Source organism: Oleiagrimonas soli (assembly GCF_000761445.1).
Classification (GTDB): domain Bacteria; phylum Pseudomonadota; class Gammaproteobacteria; order Xanthomonadales; family Rhodanobacteraceae; genus Oleiagrimonas; species Oleiagrimonas soli.
The window spans coordinates 372310-391560 of the sequence record NZ_KN196470.1; the positions used below are offsets into that span (position 1 = coordinate 372310).

The following is a 19251-nucleotide window of genomic DNA, read 5'->3' on the forward strand; positions in this document are numbered from 1 at the left end:
GGCGCATGATCCTGCAAGCGACGTCCGCCGGGCGTCGGTCATGCGAGCGCCATGCCGTCCGCGACGATGACGGCGCGGCGACGAGTCGTCTCAGTCGCGCAGCGCGTAGCGCAGCGTGGCGACCACGCGCACGGTCTTCTGCACTTGTCGTTCTTCCTGCAGCATCGGCGCCTTGTCGCGCGGCAGGATCTGGAACACGCCCTGGTTGGCTTGCACGATGCCGCCCAGATGGCTGCCGGAGTCGTGCGCGAACTGTTCGGCCGCGGCGCGCGCGTTGCGCGTGGCCTCGGCGATCATCGCCGGCTTGAGCTGGTTGAGGCCGTTGAACAGGTAGCTCGGCGCGCTGCTGCCGTTCTGGTCGCTGAGCACCACGCCGGCGTCGACCAGTTCGCCGGTGGCCTGCGAGGCCTTGGCCACGGTGTCGACGTCCGGCGTGCGCACCATCACCGTGCGGGTGATGATGAAGCGGTTGGGATAGTTGCCGGTGCCGTAGGCTTGCGCGGCGCGGTCGGTGACTTCGAGCTGGCGGAAGTCGATGGCGTCCGCGGGGAGACCGTGTTTCTTGAGGAAGGCGTCGACGCTGGCGTCGTCGCGCTGGATGGCGGTCTGCACCGCCTTGAGGTCGTTGCCGGCCTCGACGAAGCGGATTGGCCACAGCGCCAGGTCGGCCTTGACGTCGCGTTCGGCCAGTCCCTTCACGGTCACGGCGCGGTGCAGGCGACCGGCCTCGAAGCCGTGGCCGACGAACCAGCCGCCCGCGATCAGGCCCACGGCGACAAGAGCAGCGGCGAGGATGCGTTTCATGGCGAATGCCCTCCGAGCGGATGCGACGGCGACCGGGGTCGCCCGTGCAAACCATGCTAGCGCTAGAAGATGACCTTTTCCTATCCCGCGCGGGTTTAGGCCGGCTTGCGCTTGAACAGCTTGCGAAGGAAGGCTGCCGCGGCCGCGACGCCCGCCAGCACCAGTTTCTTCGCCGCCAGCAGCATGGCGAAGAGTTTCGCGAACAGTCCTGCCTTCGCCGCCAAGGTGCCGGCGATCAGCGCGCTGATGCCGTAGGCGGCGACGCGGTCGGTGCTGGCGTCGAAGTCCGCGTAACGCGCGCCCTGGTCGAATTCGACCATCGGCAGAATCTCCTGCATGCCCGCCTTGACGCTGGCGAGCTGGCCCATGCCGGCCACGGCATTGAGGCTGAGATAGCCGTGCCGGCCCAGCGCGCGGATGTCGTAGTTCAGGGCGTCGCTGGAAATGCCTTCCACGCGCAGGTCTTTCGCCCAGTAGAGCTTGTGCTGGCTGCGATCGTAATGCGGCGACTCGGCCCAGCCGACCAGTTGCATGGTGCGATAGCCCTGTTTGCGGCGTTCGTCGTTGGCGTCGCGCGTCGCCTTCTGCATGTTCTGTAGCAGTGCGCCGTAGTCGATGTCGGCCGCGTCTTTGTCCGACACGTAGCCGTCGTCGGCATAGGTGATGACCACGGCATAGCCGTCGTCGGCGACCAGGCTGCGGGCGTCGTTGCCCGGCACGATCATGCCCAGCACGCCGGTATCGGGCGGGTTGCGCCAAAGTTGCTCCAGCACTTTGCGCGCGTCGGCGGCGTCGAGGTAGCTGAAGGCCGGCGTCAGTTCCAGCGAAGCGTGTGCGCCGGGTACGTCGATGTGACCCTGGCGGAAATGCAGCGAATGCAGCAGCGTGCGGGCCTGATCGGCGCTGAGCGGCGGATTGGCGGCCTGCGCCGGCAGCCATGCGGAGAGCGACAGGCAAGCCATCGCGATGATGGCGATGCGACGAAACATCATGGTGATTCCCCGGTGATCCCTCACGGGCGGCGCCCCCTGCACCGCCTATGCCGAACGTTCTACCAGATTCACGCGCGGGGTGTCATGCCCGATCCGCGTCCTGCGCCGCGCCCAGGGTGCGAAGGGCTTCACGTTGCGGTTGAGGCGACGCCTGGCGGCTGAACTTCCCCTCCGCCGGCGCGGTCGGAGGCATGAAGGTCCGGATGCGATGCAGGCGGCGGTGCAAGCAAAACACCGCGCACTCATAGTATTGTTCCGGGTTCATGTGCCGCGCAGGCCGCGTTTGACGGTTGGCACGTGGGGACATCCGCGCATGGAGGGGGCCGTGCGCGCAACGACGATCCGGGAGGGATGATGACTTCTCTGACGCAGTCCATGCGTCCGCAGCTCGAGCAAGTGCGCCGTGCCTGGCGCGGCTCGCCGCTGCCCGGATTCCTGCACTGGTGGGGCGCGGAGCTTCGCGCCTGTCTGCCGGTGCGCTGGCGCGCCGCCCTCATGCGCGGCGCGCAGTGGCGCATGTTGCTGCCGGACGGTGAACGCTGGCGCGTGTGTGCGCCGGGTCGCGCCGACGCGCTCGCGTACATCGATGCCAGCCTCTCGCCTGCGCAACAACAGGCCGCGCTGCGCGAAGCCTGCGTCGACATCGACCCGCAGGATCTGCATCTGGCGTTGTGCCTGCCGGCTGGCGCGGTGCTGCGCCGCCGCCTGAAGCTGCCCGCCGCGGCGACCGCGAATCTGCGTCAGGTCGTCGCCTACGAGATGGATCGGCAGACGCCGTTCGCGGCCGATCAGGTGTATTTCGATCCGTTGGAATCGACGCCGCCGAAGTCGGGCGATGCGCTCGAAGTCGAACTGGTGGCGACGCCGCGCCAGCGCCTGGAGCCGCTGCTGGAGCGTCTGCGCGAGGCCGGCATCGAGGTGGACGCCGTCGACGCGCTGGACGGCGACCAGCGTCTCGGCGCCAATCTGCTGCCACCCGAGCAGCGCCGTCGCCGCGTGAATCCGCGCCAGCGGCTGAATCTGGCGCTGGGCGCCTTGTTCCTCCTGCTCCTGGTGCTGGCGATGGGACAGTGGCTGCACAACCGCCGCGCCGTGATCGACGCCATGCAGGCGCATGTCGACACCATGCACGACGAGGCCCGCAGCGTGATGAAACTGCGGCAACGCCTGGTTGCCAGCGCCGGCGCGGCCGGATTTCTGGCACGTCAGCGCGCGCAGTCGCCGACCGTGCTGGCGGTGCTCGACGACGTCAGCACGCGCTTGCCGATGGACACCTGGCTGGAGCGCTTCAACATCGGCGACGACGGCAGCGTCGGCATGCAGGGCCAGAGTCCGCAGGCGGCGCGTCTGGTCGATTTGCTGAAGAAGTCGCCGTACCTGTCCGAGCCGGGGTTCCAGGGCGTGATCCAGACCGATCCGCGCACGCACAAGGAGCGTTTCTTCCTGACCGCGCACCTGAAGACCGCCGACGCGGACGCCAAGAACAAGGGGGGCGGCGATGCGACTCAAGCCCGCTGAGAGCCGTGTGCTGGCCATCCTGCTGGCGCTATTGGCGCTGGGCCTGGGGTACCTGCTGCTGGTGCACTGGTGGTTCGTCGCGCCGCAGCTGGGCATGGCCGATCAGATGCAGCAGCTGCGCGACGACGAACACCGCTACGCCGCCATCATTGCCGAGCGCGCCGATCTGCAGAAGCGTCTGGCCAAACTGCAGCAGGGCCAGGCCGCCAGCAGCGCGCTGCTGGCCGACAGCGATCCCAGCACGGCCTCGGCCAACCTGATGCAACACGCCGTCGAAGTGGCAGCGGCGCATACCGGGCAGGGGCCCTGCTCGGTGACGCAGAAGATGCCGGTGCAGAGCGACCCCGGCGACGGTCCCTACCGCAAGGTCACCGTCAACATCAGCCTGCGCTGCGGCATGCATGCACTGGCGGGTGTGCTGTACGACCTCGAACAGGGCACGCCGTATCTGTTCATCGACAACTTCAGCGCCTACCGCAGTCCGATACGCAGTCCCGACGGCAGCATGCAGCCCTTGCAGGTGCAGTTCAGCCTGAGCGGCTATCTGCGCCAGCCGCCCGCGGCGGGAGGCAAGTCGTGAACGCTGCCGATCAACGTCGTCTGACGCCGGTTTTCGGCGTGCTCTGTGCGCTCGGCGCCGGCCTGCTAGCGGCGCTGGCGATGGGTCTCGGCCGTCAGGTGCACTGGCAAGCGCACGGCCCGGCCGCGAAGTTGCCGCCGACGGCGGCGGCGGCGCGCCGTGCCGCGCCGCCGTTGCAGAGCTACGCGACCACCTGGCAGAAGCCGCTGTTCACCACCGACCGCAAACCGGCGCCGGAAAGCGACAGCGGCACCGGCAACGTGACGCTGGGCGATCTGCAGCTGACCGGCATCATCCTCACGCCGGACCTGCGCATGGCGCTGATGCACGACCGTTCGGGCAAGGATGTGCAGGTGCGCGAGGGCGCTACCATCGCCGACAGCAGCTGGACACTGTCCAAGCTGTCGGCGCGCAGCGCGGTGTTCACCGGCAACGGTCAGCGCACCGAGCTGAAACTGAAAGTGGCCGCGACCATCGATGCCAATGCCGGTCCGGGCGATCCGGGCGACGGCGGCAAGGCGGAGGCGAGCGAGGTGAACCCGCAGAAGCCGGATCAGCCGCCACCGCGCACCGGGCCGCATGGACGCGCGCTGGAATTCCAGCGTTCGCCGAAAGGCCAGCAAGCCCAGCAGGCGGCGCGGGACGAAGCCGGCCAGCGCGAAAAAGAGCGGCGCATCCAGGCGCTGAAGGCACGCATCGAAGCACGGCGCCGCCAGATGCAGGCGCAACAGAACCAGGGACAATGAACATCATGCACAAGCCGACCGCCCTACTTCTGCTCGCATTGACGGCATTGCTTGCCGGTTGCAGCACGCTGCCGCAGCCCAGCGACAACGCCTCGCTGCAACGGGAGGCCATGGCTGGCGTCGATCAGCCGCCCCCGCCGCCACCCACGCGGCCGCTGCGCGGCGAGAATCCGCCGGTCGCGCCGCCCAACAGCGAGATCGCCAAGGGCACCGGCGTGTTCGTGCGCAATCTGCCGGGCGCGAACGGCAAGGCCAAGGAAGCCGAAGGCAAGGTGGTGTTCAATTTCGAGAACCAGCCGATCCAGGCCGTGGTCAAGGCGGTGCTCGGCGACCTGCTCAAGCGCAACTACGCGATCGCGCCGGGCGTGAAGGGCAGCATCACGTTCTCCACCTCGCAGCCGGTCGGCCGCGATCAGGCCCTGCCGATCCTGGAGACGCTGCTGTCGTGGACCGACAATGCCCTGGTCGAGAAGAACGGCAGCTACCTGGTGCTGCCGGCCAAGGATGCGGTTGCCGGCAACGTCTCGCCGAGCCTGGGCGCGGTGGCGCCCAGCGGCGGCATGCAGGCGCGCCTGTTCCCGCTGCACTACATCGGCGCCGAGCAGATGCAGAAGCTGCTCAAGCCGTTCGCGCGGGACAAGGCCTTCCTGTTGGTCGATCCGGCGCGCAACCTGCTGGTCATGGGCGGCACGCCGCAGGAGCTGGCCAACTACCAGCGCACCATCCGCACCTTCGACGTCGACTGGCTCAAGGGCATGTCAGTGGGCGTGTTCGGGCTGCAGCGCGCCAACGTCGCGCAGCTGATGCCGCAGCTGGACAAGTTGTTCGGACCCAAGAGCGATTCGCCGCTGGCGGGCATGCTGCGTTTCATCCCGATCGAGCGCACCAATTCGATTGTCGTGATCACGCCGCAGCCGGCTTATCTGAGCGAGGTGCGCGACTGGATCGACCGCATCGATCGCGGCGGCGGCAACCAGCCGCAGCTGTACGTCTATGACGTCAAGAACGTGCAGGCCACCTACCTGGCCGACTACCTCAACCAGATCTACAACGGCACGTCCGGAAATTCGGGGTCCGACACCGGCGGGTCGGTCGGCCCGGGTCTGAGCAGCGGCACCATCGGCGGGTTCGCCGGCACCGGCGGTTCGGACGGCAAGTCGGGACTGTCCTCGTCCGGCCGCGGAAGCATGGACAGCTCGTCCAGCGGCCTCGGCAACAGTTCGGGACTGAGTGACAGCAGCAACGGCGGCGGCTCCGGAATGTCCGCCTCCGGCCTGCCGGCGCGGCAGCAGGCGCAGGCGACCGCCGGCACGCTGAGCCAGGCCGACAAGGGCGGCATCGGTATCACCGCCGTGGACGCCAACAACCAGCTGCTGGTGCGCTGTCGTCCGTCGCAGTGGGCCGAGATCGAGGGCGCCATCCAGCGCCTCGACATCGTGCCGCTGCAGGTGCAGATCGAAACCCGCATTCTCGAGGTGCAGCTCACCGGCGAGTTCAGCTTCGGCGTGCAGTGGTACCTGGAAGGCCTCATCAACAACTCGGTCGACAGCAACGGCAACGTCGTGCCGGGCCAGCCGGGCAACCAGCAGCAGTGGGCGCTGGGCGGCGGCGGCGCGAGCTACGTGCCGGGCACCGACAACTTCTTCTACTCCTTCGTCAACAGCAACCTGCAGGCCGCGGTGCATGCGATGGAGACCAGCGGCAACACCAAGGTGCTGTCGGCGCCCTCGCTGGTGGTGATGAACAACCAGGAGGCGAAGATCCAGGTTGGCACGCAGGTGCCGGTCAATCAGACCTATTTCACCGGCGGCATTGGCGTCGCGTCCAACAACGACCTGTCCAGTGTGGGCCAGGTCAGCTACAAGGACACCGGCGTGATCCTGCAGGTGCGTCCGCGCGTCAATCCGGGCGGACTGGTGTACCTGACGCTGGATCAGGTGGTCAGCAAGCCCGGAGTGGCTGATAAATTCGGAAATTTCCCAATTGATAAGCGAGAATTAAATACACAGATTGCAGTTCAGAGTGGGCAGACGGTGTTGTTGGGTGGTTTGATACAACAGGACGAGGGAAGTTCGGACACAGGTGTTCCAGGGTTGAGCCGAATACCTATCATTGGTCGTTTATTCGGGACGACTACAAGGCAACGCAAAAGAACAGAGTTAATTGTGCTCATTACTCCGAAAGTGATTGCGAGCTCTGATGATGCGCGTAGCATCACTCAGGAATATCAGAGTCAGTTTGAGTCCCTCGCTCCAATACGTGCGCTCAAAGAGGAGAAGAGAAAAAATGGTGTTACGGATGAAGGTTCGAAATCGAAAAATTAATTCGTTCTGAATTTGCCTTAAATTATCATTTTGGAGGCCGATTGTTCATATTTTGTGCACAAGTAGATAAATGTTTGTGAAGTGTTGTGCGGGGCGGGGGTGCAAATTCGTTTCTGTGAGAGAATTCACGTAATGCTTGGTTGTGGGTGGGTAGTTTGCAAAGTGCCTGCCACTGGATGGTCTGGGGCGATGTTGTGAATCCTAAAAAGGCGCGGCAATGGCTCAGGGCATGAGCAGGCCTGTAAACACACAAGGAAGGAGTAGTAGTGATGGCTTTTTCGAAATTTAATAAAGGTGGCAAAATTGTTGCGCAAGTCTCTGTGAGCATGCTCTTGGGTCTGTCATTTATTGCATGCGCTAGCGCATCCACTAAATACAATGCGGTGAACGGTTCGGGCGATACATACAAGCCACTCTACCAGTTGACTGCGTGCTATCCCTCTGGTGCTCCGGCGGGATATTTATGGACAAGTGGGCACTATGATTCATCGTGTTACGGTGTGGGGCAAAGTGGAGAGCTTATGGTTTTTTCTTCTTATTTCGATAAATCCGTTGGGTCCCAGATGACAATTTGTGATGCAACACGCCCCGCTGGTTGGGCCCTTGTGAGCACGTCGCTTGATACTGCTCGCATTTGCGGTAGCGCTGGAGTTGGCGGCGTGGGGCAGCCCACGTACAGAACGAGATATACCATTCGAAGGATTCAGTAAGTGCATATTAATTGTTACTTGTTTTCAATTGCACGCTGATAATGTAATGTAACAAAGTCCCGACCTGAATCTAGGTCGGGACTTTGTTGTGAAGGTGATCATACTTGTTCTTAGGTACAGAGCTATAACGTGAAATTCATTGTATCGGCGGGTTCGGTGGCCCAGGTCTGGTGCTAGGGCGTTGGCATAGGGGTGAACTTACCTCCGCATCACTTTGTCTAAACAAAAGTTTGTGCTCCCCAACGCGAAGTGAACCGGCTTCATGAGATGGCAGGGACTGTCGGCTCAGATTCTTGTATGCTGGCAAGCTTATTGATTAAAGGTGCTCGGCAAGCATGCCGGGTGGATTCAACACAAAGAGGTACAACCATGTTTTCACATCGTGTCGTGATCGCCGCTGCGCTGGCCGGTCTGTTCGCGCTGCCGGCGCTTCCGGCCCAGGCGCAGACTTCGCTCGGCGGCAAGGTGGCTGGCGTCTGCATGCTTTCGCGTGACCAGGTGCTGGCGCAGTCGAAGGTTGGCCAGGCGGCCAGCGAGCGTATGCAGCAACTGGCGCAGCAGGCGGGTGCCGCCGTGAAGAAGGCGCGTGATCCGCTGCAGAGCGATATCCAGCAGTTCCAGCAGCAGGCGCAGAGCATGCAGCCGCAGCAGCGCGAAGAGAAGCAGAAGCAGTTGCAGCAGCGCATGGCCCAGGTGCAGCAGGAAGCGCAGGAATACGATCAGCGCCTGCGCATTACCCGCGCTCAGGCCATGAGCCGCATCGGCAATGAGATCGGACCGCTGCTGTCCGGTATCTACAAGCGCCAGGATTGCGGCGTGCTGCTGGACCGCGATTCGGTGCTCGGTGGCAACGAAGCCAACGACCTGACCGACGACGTCGTCAAGGCGCTGGACGCCAAGATGAGCACCATCAGCTTCAGCCTGGCTCCGCTGCCGAAGCAGAACGGCAAGTAAGCCAACCGCTGTAACGCGTTACCTGACAACGCCCCGGCCACTTTGTGGCCGGGGCGTTGTCTTTTCAGGTGCGCCGGAAGGTCACCACCAGCACATCGCGGTGCGCTTCGTGGCTGGGGTCGTGCGGTGTCACGGGCGTCACGCCGTGGAACACGCGGGCGTCGTCAACCAGGGCCGCATCCAGCGGCCGGGCCAGCGTGAAGCTGCCCAGTTCGGTGCCGTCCGGCGCGTGGATGGTGGTCGTGCCGCTGTCGATGTTGCAGCGCTCGACCAGCAGCACCAGCACGTAGTCCACGCCGTCGCGATGCACGCCTTCGGGCGTCGGCCGCCCGGCCCAGTCCGGATGCGCCTCGATGCGGAACTGGTGGATTTCCACGTGCCAGGCCGAAACCGAAGGGGCCAGCGTGCCGAACAGCGACCAGGCGTATTTCAGCACCGTGGTCAGGGTCGGGCCCGACGCGATGGCCGGTTCCACCGGTGGGTACCAACGTTCGATCCCGCCGTTCAGGCGGTTGTATTCCAGGCTCTGGAAGTGCGGCTGGGGAGCCTGTGCCTGGATGCCGTGCTCGCGGTCGATGCGGAACACCGCGTGCCGCCGCCGCCGGTAGCGGCCCTGGTCGGCCATGAAGGTATCCAGCTGCAGCCGGTTCCAACTGTCGGCGAAGGCGTCCCAATCGCTCAGATCGCCGGTGTGCGTGAGCAGGGCGTTCAGCGCCGGCCCCTGCACGAAGGCATAGCCGTGCTCGGCGAGCGAGGCGAGGCTGGGCGCTTCCTGGGAAGGATGGGGTGTCTGCATGTCCGAATGGTAACCGTTCGCAGGTGGGCGCGACGCTGGCTGAATCTATCGAGGCCTCTCGTCGCGCGAATTGATGCTGGTCAATATCTCGCGCGGCCGCGGCGCGCATGCTGCCAGTCCGGTGCCCGGTGGGCACGGAGTCGTGTTCGATGACGAACAGGAGAATCTAGCCATGAAACGTACCGTTCTTTTCACCCTTCTGCTGGCGGTCGCGCCGCTGGTCGTCGCGCAGCCACAGGCGCAAAAACGCGGGCAGGTTCCGACGCAGAACCGCACGCAGATGCAGCAGAACACGCAAAATCGTATCTACGGAAGCCAACTGATGACGCCGGCCGAGCGCGCGTCCTACCGGCAGCGCATGATGACGGCGAAGACCCAGGCCGAGCGTGAGCGCATTCGCGCCGAGCATCACAAGGCCATGCAGGAGCGGGCGCGTCAGCGCGGCATGACCTTGCCGGACATGCCCATGCAGCAGCCGATGCGTCGCGGCATGCAGGGGCAGGGCCAGGGGCAAGGACAAGGTCAGGGCGGCGGCAGGATGCGGCAGATGGGCACGCAGGGAAATCAGGGCGGCCAGAACGGCAATTGACCGACCCCGGGTGTGCCTCGCTGAGGCGGATCGCCTTCCGCGCGAGCCGCCTCAGCTGCGCATGCCGATGCCGCGATGCAGCAGGAACAGGCCGAAGCCGCCCAGCGTCACGGCGAAGAACGCCATCACCGCATAGGCCACGCCGATGTGGATGTCCGACACGCCGAGCATGCCGTAGCGGAACGCGTTGACCATGTACAGGATCGGATTGGCCAGCGAAATGGTGTGCCACGGCTCGCCGAGCTGGTCGATCGAGTAGAACACGCCGCCCAGATAGGTCAGCGGCGTCAGCACGAAGCTGGGCACGATGGCGATATCGTCGAACTTCTTGGCGAACACCGCATTCACGAAACCGGCCAGCGCGAACACCATCGAGGTCAGCATCGCCGTGGTCAGCGTGATCAGCGGGTGTTCGACGTGCAGGGACGTGAAGGCGGTCGAGATCAGCAGCACGATCACGCCCAGGGTCAGGCCGCGCACCATCGCGCCGATGATGTAGCCGGACAGGATCACCCAGCTGGGCGTCGGCGAAACCAGCATTTCCTCGACGAAGCGCTGGAACTTGGCGCCGAAGAACGAGCTGGTGATGTTGCCGTAGCTGTTGGTGATGATCTGCATCATCACCAGGCCGGGCACGAGGTACGTCATGTAGGGGTAGCCATGCACGTTGTGCAGGTGGCTGCCGATGACGGTGCCGAAGATGATGAAGTACAGCGAGGCGGTGATCGCCGGCGGAATCAGCGTCTGCGACCAGATGCGCACGATGCGCATGATTTCGCGGCGGACGATGGTCTTCAGCGCGACCAGGTTGTGCGTGAAGGTGTGGCTCATGCCGCGTTCTCCTGCTTGCTGCCGTTCTCGACCAGGCGCACGAACAGCTCCTCCAGGCGATTGGCCTTGTTGCGCATCGAGGTCACCATGATGCCCTTGTCGCTGAGCATCGCGAACAGGGAGTTGAGGTCATGCCCGCGCGCCATCTCCGCTTCCAGCGTGTGGTCGTCGACGCGGCGCAGCTCGATGCCGTCGACGTCGGACAGCGCGGCGGGCAGTTCGCTGGTGTCGAGCACGAAGGTTTCCACGTCCAGCTTCGACAGCAGCTGCTTCATGCCGGTGTTCTCGACGATGCTGCCGTGGTCGATGATGGCGATGTTGCGGCACAACTGCTCGGCTTCCTCCAGGTAGTGCGTGGTCAGGATCACCGTGGTGCCGGCCTTGTTGATGCCGGTGACGAATTGCCACATCGAACGGCGAATCTCGATGTCCACGCCGGCGGTCGGTTCGTCGAGGATCAGCAGCTTGGGCTCGTTCATCATCGCGCGGGCGATCATCAGGCGGCGCTTCATGCCGCCCGACAGCGAGCGTGCCGGATGCTGCGCCTTGTCCCACAGACGCAGTTCCTTGAGGTATTTCTCGGCGCGGCGCATCGCCTCGGCGCGCGGAATGCCGTAGAAGCCGGCGGCGTTGACGCAGATGTCGAACGGCTTCTCGAACTGGTTGAAGTTGATTTCCTGCGGCACCAGGCCGATCAAATGCATGGCCTGGCTGCGCTGCTCGTGGATCGACACGCCGAAGATCTTGGCGGTGCCGCCGCTGGCGTTGACCAGCGAGCTGAGGATGCCGATCAGGGTCGACTTGCCGGCGCCGTTGGGGCCGAGCAGGGCGAAGAAGTCGCCCGGCTGCACGGTCAGGGAGACGCCCTTCAGCGCCTCGGTGCCGTTGCTGTAGGTCTTGCGCAGGTCGGTGATTTCCAATGCCGGGGCTTGGGTCATGACGCGGGATTCCGGAAAGGCAAGCCATCGAGGGTGATGGTCCTGCGGGGAAATTCAAGGGTTCGGCGGGACGCGTCGTTCCGAAACGCCGCACGGGCGACGACGGGCGACGGTTTCCAGCCGGGTCGCAGCCTTCTATGATAGCGGGCTTGTCCACATGCACCATGCCGGCGCGGTGCACGCAGCGTTTCCCGGCATCCGAATCCCATGGTCGAACACTTCCCGCTCCGCCTCGTCGACAGCTTCATGCTCGCGCCGACGGTCCGTCACCTCGCCTTCGAGCGCGTGGACGGCGTGCCGTTGCAGTTCCGGCCCGGCCAGTTCCTGCAGGTGCATTTCCACTACGACGACGGCACCCCGACCAAGCGCAGCTATTCGGTGGCCACGGTCGGTGCGGAAGGCGCGACTTCGGTGCAGCGCATCGAGATCGCGGTCAGCTACGTCGAAGGCGGCGCCGCGACCAAGCTGCTGGGCGAACTCGAACATGGCCAGGAGATCGAGGCCAGCGGCCCGTACGGCCGCTTCTGCCTGATGGACGAAGACGCCAACTGCCGCTATCTGCTGATCGCCACCGGCACCGGCGTCACGCCGTACCGCGCGATGCTGCCGCAGATCGGCGCCTTGCTGCGCGCGCGCGATTGCGAAGTGGTGCTGCTGTACGGCGCACGCAACGAGACCGAGCTGCTCTACGGCGAGGAATTCGAGGCGTTCGCGCGCGAGCACGAGGGCTTCCACTTCCATCCCTGCCTGAGCCGCGGCGCACGCCCGGACCCGCGTCCGCACGACCGTCTGGGCTACGTGCAGAGCGTGTTGCCGGAGTTCGAGCCCGATCCGGAGCGCGACATCGCCTACCTGTGCGGCAACCCGAACATGGTCGATGCCGCCTTCGCCGAACTCAAGGAGCGTGGCCTGTCGGTCCGCCAGATCCGTCGCGAGAAGTACATTTCCTCGCGCTGAGCCTTCGTGAAGCCAGTCGCACTACGTGCATGCGGCGCCGTCGGAAACGCGAACCGCTTCCAAAAAACGCGCGTGGCGGAAATAAAGCGTGATCCAGCGCACAGCGCGTGGTCGGCCATAGGTTCTATGCCGGTGTTTGTGCGACTTTGGTCACGAAAACCCATGTGGAAACAGCGACATCCTGTCCTCGAGCTTGTTGCGACAAGTGCTTTGCGAGGGCGCGATCATGGGCAAGCGACAAACACGGAACCGTTGGATGTGGGGCGCATGCTGCGCGCTGGCGCTACTGGGCGTGCAGGTACCCGCGGCACAGGCAGCGGATGGTCGTATCACGTTCCACGGTGCGGTGCGCACGCCGACTTGCGCGCCGGCAGTCCCGGCGGCCGCGTCGCCGCGGGCGGTCGAAACGGCCGTGCTGGCCTGCCCGGAGACGGCCACGGCGGGCAAGGCGTCCTCCGCGCGACTGTATTCGGTGCAGGTGGAAGCGATGCCTGGCGACATGCTGCAGGGCGAAGCCTATGCCTACTTCGCCGGCTACGTGCAGCAGCGCAGCGATCTCAAGCTGGTGGTGCAGCGCTTCGAGTGAAGCGTGGCTGGGAGCGGCGTGATGCCGCGCCTTCCACCGTGTCATACGCTGGTGCCGAAACATGGGCGGCGTGACGACGGGTCGCGCTCGAATCGGCGCATGCACGCCCGGGTCGATCGCCGCCTGCTTCAGCTGCCATGCGTTGCGTATCTTCGCCGGTGTCCGCGGCGTATCGCACGCGCCGGCGCATGGCGCGGTGTCCAGATCGCCGATTACTGGTAGTTGATCGTGTAGGTCGCCACGCCTTTGACGTTGCCGCTGCTGACCGTCGCGCCGGTTTGGTAGTAGCGCGCGTAGAGGTCGATGTTGTAGCTGCTCGCGGCCGTGGTTCCGGTATTGATGGCGGTGCCGAAGGTGACCGGCGTGGTGCCGTCGGCCTTGAGAATCTGCACGCCGACGCCGGTGGCGTAGCCGGTACCGGTGGTCGGGGCGATCACGCCCGTGGCACCTGACTGCGGATTGGTGGTGTCCAGCGTGATGAAGACATGCAGACCGTTGGGGCACTGCGTCAGCAGCAGGCTGAAGGGCGTGTTCGCCGCCGTCGTGCCCTGGCTGGTGAGCTGCTGGGTGTTGACCATCGGCAGCGCGACCGACTTGCTGACCGAGCCCGGATCGATGGAGCAGGTGGGCACCTGGATGTGGATGATGGCGTTGACGTTGAAGGTTTCCACCGTCCGCGGGGCCACGGACCCGTTGCACCTCCAGTACGAACCGAAGAACAGCTTCGGGTTGTCGCAGATATCGATTTTCCATTGCGACAGCTGCCCGCTGAGCGTGCTGTTGTCGGGCGGCAGATAGGGGCCGGTGTACACCAGCTGCAGATTGGTGGGCACGCTGAACGTGCCGCTGCCCGTCGGGTAGTAGGGATACAGCGCCAGCAGGGTGCTGGCGTCTGGATGCAGCAGGCGGTACGAGACGCCCGGGATGCCGGTGGGCATCAGGGTGTTGTCGCCGTTGACCGGCGTCGACGGGGCGATGGTGTTGAAGATGCCACCGTTGGTATTGCCGTCGCATGTCAGGACGGGCGGGTTGGCCGGGCTGGCCGCGTTCGACGTCCACAGTACCGATCCGACCTGGGTGCTCGGCGTCAGCGTGATGGTGCCGGCGTTGAAGGTTACGGTGGTGGCCGCGCCGGAAGTGAACGCGCAGTCGGCCAGCGCGGCGCGCGGCATCCACGCCAGCGCCAGCAGGAGCAGGCCGACAAACCACGTCGCGGCCGCAACCGGGCGGCCGCTGGAGCGGGATGGTGCAAGGGCGTGCTGCATCAGGATTTCCCCTCGCTGGCAGGCGTGGTCGGTGACGCGGCGCAGGTCACGTCGATCACCGTGCGGGCTTCGGTCTGGCCGCTGCGGGCAGGCAGCGTGTAGTCGAAGTGGCAGGTATGGGACGTCGACTGCGCGTTTTTCCAGGTCGCGCTGAGGCGTCCATGGTCGTTCGTCACGCGCAGCAGCGCCAGTCCGGCTTGGCCGACCACGCCCTGGTTCTGTCCCTTGGCGTCGATCACCTCGGCACCGAACGGCACCGACTTTCCGTCGGCAAGGTGCAGGCGTGCGATCAGGGCGCGGCCGTGACGGGTCTTGAAGTCCAGCATGACCAGGGCGCCGGCGTACGGCGCGACCTGCTCGCTGGTGCTGTTCAGCTGCACGTCCAGCGAGAGTCCCTGCGGGTCCAGGCGAACGGTGTTGAGCTGGTACGGATTCAGGTACGGCACCAGGGCGTACCCCGAGCGGTCCACGCGCACGCCCGATGCGTTGGTCACGCGCGCGCCCACCGCGCCGGGAGCGTGCACGATGCCGACGGTGTCGCCGGTCGGCTGGCCGAACGTGACGCCGCCCGGATGCACGGCCACCGCGCCGCTGGCGTTGAACGAGGCCTGGGAATACGAGTTGCCCTTGCCATAGCTGGCGCCGAACACGGCGTAGCGGCCGCGGTAGGTGCCGTTGACCGAACTCGCGTTGCCGCCGTTGTCGGCATGCGCGGTGGTGACGCCGTAGGTGAACTGGTTGTCCGCGCCGAGGCTGCCGTTGAGCATGGCCTGCTCCTGCGCGCCGGTCTCGTTGTCGTGGTTGTAGTTCAGCGTGAAGCTGGGCGCGTGCGCGGCTTCGCCGAGCGGAATGCTCACGCCGACGAAGACCTGGTTGTCGTAGCGGCCCTGCGGACCCCGCGTGCGCGTTGCGGAGACGTTGTAGCTGACGCTGTGGAACTGGTTGTTGTAACCGACCTGGAACTGCGTGTCGCTGCCGCTGCGCTGCCAGTAGTCGCTGATCGACGCATTGGCGTAGAGCGAGCCTCCGCGCTGGCCCAGGCGCTGGTTGAGCGACAGCGTGAAGTGGTTGCGGCGATGTACCAGGCCGGAGGCGACCTGTCCGGTATCGCTGACGGACAGGTTGCCGGCCAGCGCGGCCTGCTGCGCCGGGGTCAACGCGCTATCGACCGGCACGCCGTCGATGGTCGACAGGTCGGACGGCAGGTACTGGGTCAGGTCCAGGCCGCGACGCGCGTAGTCGCGGGCGCGGACGGCGTCGGTCAGGCTCAGGAAACCGCTGCTGGAATAGCGGTAGGCGGCCACGCTCAACGCCGTCTGCGAGCTGGGGATGATCTTGCTGTAGCTCAGGCGCACGCTCTGACCGTCCATGGCCCGGTGACCGGGGATGGTGGTTGCGGCCTGCGTCACGTCCACGGCGAAGGCGCCGTAGCGGGTGTTGAACGCGCCGCCGACCAGGGCCGCAGCGTAGCCCTGCGAGCCCTGCAGGCCGGCGTAACCGGTGAACAGGTTGCTGAAGCCATGCTGCGCGGTGGCCTGGATCAGGGTCGGCTCGTTGGCGATCAGGAGATTGCGCAGACGTCCCGCGGCGATGTCGAAGCGCGTGGTGCCGGCGCGAAGCAACTGCGCGACCGAGGCATAGGGCACCGAGAAACTATGTGTACGGCCGTCGGCCTCGGTGACGGTGACGCGCAGGTCGCCGCCATAGCCGGTCGGGTACAGGTCGTCGATGGTGAACGGGCCCGGCGACACGCTGGTCTGGTAGATCTGCACGCCGTTCTGCGTGACCGTCACCTTGGCGTTGGTCTCGGCCACGCCGCGCACCACCGGCGCGTAGCCGCGCAGCGACTGCGGCAGCATGCGGTCGTCGGTGCCCAGCTGCACGCCGCGCAGGCCGAGGCTGTCGAAGACCGTGCCGTCGGTGTAGCTGTCGCCCAGGGTCAGCGTCGAACGCAGCGACGGGAGGTCGCGCTGCGCGTAGGCGGCGATGTTGGTCCAGCGTTGCCGCGATGGCGTGCCGTTGCTGGTCGATTGCCAGGTTGCGGTCGATTGCTGGCGCAGATGCCAGAGCCCGACATTCAGGCCGGCGTTGAGGCCGAGGTAGGTACTGGTCTGGCGGATGCCGTTGCTGTCGGTGCGGTAGGTGTTGAGGTTGTAGTTCAGCAACGCGGCCGGCACGCCGGCGTCCCACGACGACGGATTGACGTAACCGCGCGGCAACTGGTTCAGGTAAGCCTGCGGCACGCTGACGTCCAGGCGCAGGTCGGGTTGGTCGAAATGCGCCTTGGCGTCGGGAATCAGCTGGTCGATCTGCGGGCAGGCGTCGGCGGCTTTTGCGGATGTGCCTTCGGCCGGCGTCAGGCCCATGCGGTCCATGAGTTCCGGCGTCATGCAGGGCACGGCGCTGGCACCCGGCTTCGGCGCGACGAAGCGCACGTTCAGGCGGCCGATCCATTCCCGGTTGAGGTAGACGTCGAGGTTGTAGACGCCCGGCAGCACGATCGCGCCGTGCTCGAAGCGGCTGAGGTCGATCGCGCTGCGCGAACCGCCCGACAGCATGCTGGGATCGAAATCGGCGAAACCGCCTTCCGCGGAGGTGTTGGCGTCGCGCGCCGGTCCGGCCGCCGGTCCCGCCGCGGCGAAAACCGTGGCGGACAGGCCCCACAGGACCGAGGTCATCGCCACGCACAACGCCAGGCGCGCGGGCGTGTGCCCGCGAGCAGCCGGAGTCGAGCGCGTGGCGCGACGATGCTTCATGGCGCGACGATCGCCCCCGCGTGAACATCCGCGGCGCCATAGTCGTTGATGGTGGTGAAGCCGATCTGCGTGCCGGCGGCCGGTGCGTTGCGCACGCCGGGCAGGGCGATCTTCTGCTCGCCGAACGGAGCGACCATGCCGGCATTCACCGTCACCGGCGTGTCGGCGGTCTTCAGCGACACCTTGGTGATGGTGATGTAGTAGGGCGTGGGGTTATGCACCACCAGCGAGGCGGTGCCGGCGTCGTCGGTCGCGCTCCAGGTCAGCTTTTCGGGCGCCTTGAGCGGATTGCCGGCGAGATTGGCCGGTCGATAGAACAGCTTGAGGCGCGAGCGCACCGCGAACTGCAGCAGGTTCCTGTCGGCGGCCTGCTTCGGCTTCGGCGGAATCTCGAGCACGTTCAGCCAGAACAACGACTCGCGGTCGCTGGGCAGCTTGGCGGCGTCGCCGGTGAACAGGATGCGCAGGCTCTGGTCCCGGCCGGCTTCCATGCGGAACAGCGGCGGGGTGATCAGGAACGGCGCATGGGTGCTGTTGGGGGTCGATTGCTCGTTGCCCTCGTCGATCCAGGCTTCGACCAGTGCCGGCTGCTTGCCCTGGTTGCTGAGACGAAGCGTCGTCTCGCCCTGGCTGGCCGAGAACACGACCCGTGTGCCGCCGATGACGACGTTGGCCTGAGCCACGCCCGCGAAGGAACCGAGCGCGAGAACGAGAATGCACAGAATGCGCGAAAAAGAGGTCATGGGGACGGGTACCGGAGGAGTCGAAGGTCGAGGGCGTGGCGCCCGCCATGCATCCGGTGCCCCGTGCGCTGCGACGGCGTGAGGCCGTCGCAGCGAGGGACGCCGAAGACTTACTGGTAGATCAGCGTGAAGTCGACGGTCGACTTCACCGCGCCGGCGCTGGAAGCGCCCGTGGCGTAGTAGCGGGCCTTGTAGCTCAGGGTCGCGGCGCCGCCGGACAGGGCGACCTGCTGCGAGCTCTGGGCCGACGCGTCGGCGCCGCTCAGATCCATCGGGTTGTCGCTGCCGTTCAGCAGCTGGACCTGCACGTTGCCGGCCGCACCCGTGGCGCTGTTGTCCAGACGGCCATTGCCGCTGTTGACGTCGCCGCCGCTGAAGTAGGCCTGCACAGTGGACAGGCTGGCGTCGCAGCCGGTGACGCTGATCTGGAAGCTGGTGTCGCCGGCGGTGTCGCCGGTGCTGGCCAGGGCGGTGGTCAGCACGTCCGGCAGGTTGACCACCTTGTTGTCGGCCGTGCCGAGACCGTTGCCGTCGACCTGGCAGGTCTGGGCAATGACCTTGCCGTTGATCGTGATGGTGCCGTCCGGACCCGAGTTCTGGTCGGCGTTGGCGACGCCGCTCAGGCCGAGGGCCAGGGCGGCGGCGAGGAGGCTGTACTTCATCTTCATTACTGGTATTCCCCGGTGAGTTGGTTGGGCAGGAATCGTTGAAGCAAGACGTATGCCACAGTTTCCTTGAAGCGGAAATGTCGTGGTCTAAACAGGGTTTCGAGGGCACTTTTGCCTGGTTGGCATAGGCCGAAAGTAGGGGAAAACTGACGTCCTTCGGCACCTTGTGTGCGAAGCACGTCACATTTTGCAGAACTTTCCCGACGGTGTTTAGGGTTCCGCTGGATGCCAGCCTTCAGGGCTTGGGCAAGGTTTTTCTGTCGAGAAAATTCGACAAATTTACATATATATCAATAAATTGAATGATCGCCCTGGATCAATCCCGGACTGGGTGCGCCGATTCGCTCGTCGCGGGAGCGTGATCTGTTTCGCGCAAAAGGTGTGCTTGATTTGGCAGTTTTGGGTGCGCGAAGGGCGGGCGGCGGATGCACGCTATCCGAGATATGTGACCTGATACCGTTTTCATGCGGTCGGCAGTGCCCGTTCGAGCCTGG

The 19251-nt window shown here is 65.4% G+C and carries 17 protein-coding genes; 8 read left to right on the forward strand and 9 right to left on the reverse strand.

Annotated elements, in window-relative coordinates; genetic code table 11:
- Window positions 1–90: 90 nt before the first annotated feature.
- Both LF63_RS01565 and LF63_RS01570 read right to left on the reverse strand, forming a co-directional pair.
- Window positions 91–804: an SIMPL domain-containing protein gene (locus tag LF63_RS01565; RefSeq protein WP_043099165.1), complete on the reverse strand. Its 714-nt coding sequence runs from the start codon at window positions 802–804 to the stop codon at window positions 91–93.
- A 95-nt stretch (window positions 805–899) separates the two neighbouring features.
- On the reverse strand, window positions 900–1796 hold the full coding sequence (locus tag LF63_RS01570) for a DUF2167 domain-containing protein (RefSeq protein WP_152569208.1): 897 nt from the start codon (window positions 1794–1796) through the stop codon (window positions 900–902).
- Window positions 1797–2147: 351 nt separating this feature from the next.
- Between LF63_RS01570 and LF63_RS01575 the strand changes: the two genes are divergently transcribed.
- The 5 genes from LF63_RS01575 to LF63_RS01595 all read left to right on the forward strand — a co-directional run bounded on the left by LF63_RS01575 (window position 2148) and on the right by LF63_RS01595 (window position 8628).
- Window positions 2148–3314, forward strand: coding sequence for a PilN domain-containing protein (locus LF63_RS01575; protein WP_235205252.1), 1167 nt, complete (start codon window positions 2148–2150; stop codon window positions 3312–3314).
- The gene (gspM, locus tag LF63_RS01580) at window positions 3295–3894 is read left to right on the forward strand and encodes a type II secretion system protein GspM (protein WP_043099166.1); all 600 of its coding nucleotides are present in this window, start codon (window positions 3295–3297) and stop codon (window positions 3892–3894) included. The genes LF63_RS01575 and gspM overlap by 20 nt, the downstream gene beginning before the upstream one ends.
- On the forward strand, window positions 3891–4640 hold the full coding sequence (locus LF63_RS01585) for a hypothetical protein (protein ID WP_043099169.1): 750 nt from the start codon (window positions 3891–3893) through the stop codon (window positions 4638–4640). Before gspM ends, LF63_RS01585 begins: the two co-directional genes overlap by 4 nt.
- A gap of 5 nt (window positions 4641–4645) precedes the next feature.
- Entirely contained in the window at window positions 4646–6964 is a 2319-nt protein-coding gene (gspD, locus tag LF63_RS01590) for a type II secretion system secretin GspD (RefSeq protein WP_184655055.1), read from the forward strand.
- 1079 nt (window positions 6965–8043) lie between these two features.
- Window positions 8044–8628 (forward strand): OmpH/Skp family outer membrane protein, encoded by a 585-nt coding sequence (locus LF63_RS01595; protein ID WP_043099170.1) that lies wholly within the window; start codon window positions 8044–8046, stop codon window positions 8626–8628.
- Window positions 8629–8692: 64 nt separating this feature from the next.
- On the opposite strand, the gene LF63_RS01600 is transcribed toward LF63_RS01595, so the two are convergent.
- Window positions 8693–9424 carry a 2OG-Fe dioxygenase family protein gene (locus LF63_RS01600; protein ID WP_043099172.1) on the reverse strand — a complete coding sequence of 244 codons (732 nt, stop codon included), beginning with the start codon at window positions 9422–9424 and terminating at the stop codon, window positions 8693–8695.
- 172 nt (window positions 9425–9596) lie between these two features.
- Here LF63_RS01600 and LF63_RS01605 point away from each other — a divergent pair, with 172 nt between their 5' ends.
- A complete protein-coding gene (locus LF63_RS01605) occupies window positions 9597–10013 on the forward strand; it encodes a hypothetical protein (RefSeq protein WP_052395142.1) in 417 nt (138 codons plus the stop codon).
- A gap of 51 nt (window positions 10014–10064) precedes the next feature.
- Here the strand turns inward: LF63_RS01605 and LF63_RS01610 are convergent, their stop codons facing one another.
- Entirely contained in the window at window positions 10065–10844 is a 780-nt protein-coding gene (locus tag LF63_RS01610; protein ID WP_043099174.1) for an ABC transporter permease, read from the reverse strand.
- The gene (locus LF63_RS01615) at window positions 10841–11782 is read right to left on the reverse strand and encodes an ABC transporter ATP-binding protein (RefSeq protein ID WP_043099175.1); all 942 of its coding nucleotides are present in this window, start codon (window positions 11780–11782) and stop codon (window positions 10841–10843) included. Before LF63_RS01615 ends, LF63_RS01610 begins: the two co-directional genes overlap by 4 nt.
- 207 nt (window positions 11783–11989) lie before the next feature.
- Here LF63_RS01615 and LF63_RS01620 point away from each other — a divergent pair, with 207 nt between their 5' ends.
- Together LF63_RS01620 and LF63_RS01625 are read left to right on the forward strand one after the other, a co-directional pair.
- On the forward strand, window positions 11990–12739 hold the full coding sequence (locus LF63_RS01620) for an FAD-binding oxidoreductase (RefSeq protein ID WP_043099177.1): 750 nt from the start codon (window positions 11990–11992) through the stop codon (window positions 12737–12739).
- A gap of 256 nt (window positions 12740–12995) precedes the next feature.
- Window positions 12996–13325: a hypothetical protein gene (locus tag LF63_RS01625; RefSeq protein ID WP_043099179.1), complete on the forward strand. Its 330-nt coding sequence runs from the start codon at window positions 12996–12998 to the stop codon at window positions 13323–13325.
- Between the two features lie 212 nt (window positions 13326–13537).
- Here the strand turns inward: LF63_RS01625 and LF63_RS15110 are convergent, their stop codons facing one another.
- The 4 genes from LF63_RS15110 to LF63_RS01645 form a co-directional block, all read right to left on the reverse strand.
- The gene (locus tag LF63_RS15110) at window positions 13538–14590 is read right to left on the reverse strand and encodes a fimbrial protein (RefSeq protein ID WP_052394543.1); all 1053 of its coding nucleotides are present in this window, start codon (window positions 14588–14590) and stop codon (window positions 13538–13540) included.
- Window positions 14590–17346 (reverse strand): fimbria/pilus outer membrane usher protein, encoded by a 2757-nt coding sequence (locus tag LF63_RS01635; RefSeq protein ID WP_052394544.1) that lies wholly within the window; start codon window positions 17344–17346, stop codon window positions 14590–14592. The genes LF63_RS15110 and LF63_RS01635 overlap by 1 nt, the downstream gene beginning before the upstream one ends.
- Entirely contained in the window at window positions 17343–18089 is a 747-nt protein-coding gene (locus LF63_RS01640) for a fimbrial biogenesis chaperone (protein ID WP_043099181.1), read from the reverse strand. The genes LF63_RS01635 and LF63_RS01640 overlap by 4 nt, the downstream gene beginning before the upstream one ends.
- A gap of 110 nt (window positions 18090–18199) precedes the next feature.
- On the reverse strand, window positions 18200–18751 hold the full coding sequence (locus tag LF63_RS01645) for a fimbrial protein (RefSeq protein ID WP_043102894.1): 552 nt from the start codon (window positions 18749–18751) through the stop codon (window positions 18200–18202).
- Window positions 18752–19251 lie beyond the last annotated feature (500 nt).

What these genes read in the sequence shown, in the direction of transcription:
- gspD (WP_184655055.1), top strand. Translation starts at nt 4,646, where the DNA reads ATGCACAAGCCGACCGCCCTACTTCTGCTCGCATTGACGGCATTGCTT.
- LF63_RS15110 (WP_052394543.1), bottom strand. Translation starts at nt 14,590, where the DNA reads ATGCAGCACGCCCTTGCACCATCCCGCTCCAGCGGCCGCCCGGTTGCG.
- LF63_RS01600 (WP_043099172.1), bottom strand. Translation starts at nt 9,424, where the DNA reads ATGCAGACACCCCATCCTTCCCAGGAAGCGCCCAGCCTCGCCTCGCTC.
- gspM (WP_043099166.1), top strand. Translation starts at nt 3,295, where the DNA reads ATGCGACTCAAGCCCGCTGAGAGCCGTGTGCTGGCCATCCTGCTGGCG.
- LF63_RS01625 (WP_043099179.1), top strand. Translation starts at nt 12,996, where the DNA reads ATGTGGGGCGCATGCTGCGCGCTGGCGCTACTGGGCGTGCAGGTACCC.
- LF63_RS01595 (WP_043099170.1), top strand. Translation starts at nt 8,044, where the DNA reads ATGTTTTCACATCGTGTCGTGATCGCCGCTGCGCTGGCCGGTCTGTTC.
- LF63_RS01565 (WP_043099165.1), bottom strand. Translation starts at nt 804, where the DNA reads ATGAAACGCATCCTCGCCGCTGCTCTTGTCGCCGTGGGCCTGATCGCG.
- LF63_RS01645 (WP_043102894.1), bottom strand. Translation starts at nt 18,751, where the DNA reads ATGAAGTACAGCCTCCTCGCCGCCGCCCTGGCCCTCGGCCTGAGCGGC.
- LF63_RS01615 (WP_043099175.1), bottom strand. Translation starts at nt 11,782, where the DNA reads ATGACCCAAGCCCCGGCATTGGAAATCACCGACCTGCGCAAGACCTAC.
- LF63_RS01635 (WP_052394544.1), bottom strand. Translation starts at nt 17,346, where the DNA reads ATGAAGCATCGTCGCGCCACGCGCTCGACTCCGGCTGCTCGCGGGCAC.
- LF63_RS01610 (WP_043099174.1), bottom strand. Translation starts at nt 10,844, where the DNA reads ATGAGCCACACCTTCACGCACAACCTGGTCGCGCTGAAGACCATCGTC.
- LF63_RS01570 (WP_152569208.1), bottom strand. Translation starts at nt 1,796, where the DNA reads ATGATGTTTCGTCGCATCGCCATCATCGCGATGGCTTGCCTGTCGCTC.
- LF63_RS01640 (WP_043099181.1), bottom strand. Translation starts at nt 18,089, where the DNA reads ATGACCTCTTTTTCGCGCATTCTGTGCATTCTCGTTCTCGCGCTCGGT.
- LF63_RS01620 (WP_043099177.1), top strand. Translation starts at nt 11,990, where the DNA reads ATGGTCGAACACTTCCCGCTCCGCCTCGTCGACAGCTTCATGCTCGCG.
- LF63_RS01605 (WP_052395142.1), top strand. Translation starts at nt 9,597, where the DNA reads ATGAAACGTACCGTTCTTTTCACCCTTCTGCTGGCGGTCGCGCCGCTG.
- LF63_RS01575 (WP_235205252.1), top strand. Translation starts at nt 2,148, where the DNA reads ATGATGACTTCTCTGACGCAGTCCATGCGTCCGCAGCTCGAGCAAGTG.